The organism is Alcanivorax sp. HI0044, assembly GCF_001634945.1.
Genome location: NZ_LWEZ01000159.1, coordinates 1 through 1,295, shown reverse-complemented (window position 1 = coordinate 1,295; position 1,295 = coordinate 1). Strand labels below are relative to the sequence as shown.

1 protein-coding gene and 1 pseudogene are annotated in these 1,295 nt (G+C 54.4%); one reads left to right on the top strand and one right to left on the bottom strand.

The features are described from left to right. The coding region (locus A3730_RS01930) for an IS4 family transposase (protein WP_063537365.1) at nucleotides 1-1,003 on the top strand (1,003 nt) is incomplete at its 5' end. A 67-nt stretch (nucleotides 1,004-1,070) separates the two neighbouring features. On the opposite strand, the pseudogene A3730_RS30870 reads toward A3730_RS01930, so the two are convergent. Further along, a pseudogene (locus A3730_RS30870) lies at nucleotides 1,071-1,295 on the bottom strand (C4-dicarboxylate ABC transporter substrate-binding protein); the annotation flags it as partial.

The window sequence follows — 1,295 nt, the reverse complement described above, 5'->3', positions numbered from 1 at the left end:
TTCCGGCCGTCAGAGCCTGAGCGATATCCAGTCGAACCTGGAGAGCCAAAAGCATAAGCTTTTCCACCTTGGCGCCAAACCCGTTGCCCGTTCTACCTTGGCAAGGCTCAATGAGAAGCAGCCGGCGGAGCTCTACGAAGCGCTGTTCTACAAGCTGCTCCAGCGCTGCAGAAATAGCCCCAGCTCCCATAAGTTCCGCTTCAAGAACCCTCTCTACTCACTGGATGCGAGTGCCATCAACCTGTCCCTCAAGCTGTTTCCCTGGGCTGCCCACCGGCCGGATACCTGCAACGTGAAGCTGAGTGTCGGACTCAACCATGGCACCCATGTGCCGGAGTTCGTTGCACTGAGCGATGGCAACGAGAACGACCTCGTGAAAGGGCGTGAATTTCGCTTCCCCAAAGGCAGCATCGTCGCCTTTGATAAGGGGTATGTGGATTACGGGTGGTATAAGTCACTGACAGATAATGGGGTTTTCTTCGTGACACGCTTGCGTCCGAACTCCATCTATCAAGTACTGGAGCGCAAGGAATGCGACAAAAGCCAGGGCGTCACCAGCGACCAGATCATCCAGTTAAATAGTGCTCATGCCTTAAAGCGTGGGGCTCCACGGCTGCGGAGAGTGGGTTATTACGACAAAGAAAGCGGCAAGCGCTACGTGTTCATTACCAACCACTTCGGGCTATCTGCCGCCACCATCGCGGCGATTTACAAAGATCGTTGGCGGATCGAGATCTTCTTCAAGACGATCAAGCAGAACCTGCAGATCAAAGCCTTTGTGGGCACCTCTCGCAATGCTGTACTCAGCCAAATCTGGATCGCTATGATTACCTACCTGCTAGTGGCCTTTGCTCGCCATAGTGCCAGAGAAGGGTGGCCTGTTCAGAGGATCATGCGCGTGCTGCAACTCAATCTATTTGATCGCCGAAGCCTGAAAGACATCCTTCATCCTGAGCCTGACAGGCACAAAAAAAGCGAACCTCAAATGAGGTTCGCTTTATGAGGCTGCCAACTGTGGGACAGCAGTGGGCCAATTGGCCGGACTTTTTCATGTTCGGCTACCGGGGGCGTTACTGTCCCTTGGCGGCCTCGTCGAAGGCGGACAGCAGGGCATTGAGTGACTGCTCACCCCGTGCGCCCACTTCATCAATGTAGATCTGACGTACCGGTTTGGCCTTCTTGCGGAAGGCGTCACGCTGGGCCTCGGTCAGTTCAACAATGTTGATGTCGCTCTTTTCCTTGATGGTTTCCAGCCGTTCTTCGTTGTACTGGGTCTGGATATCATGGCCTTCGCG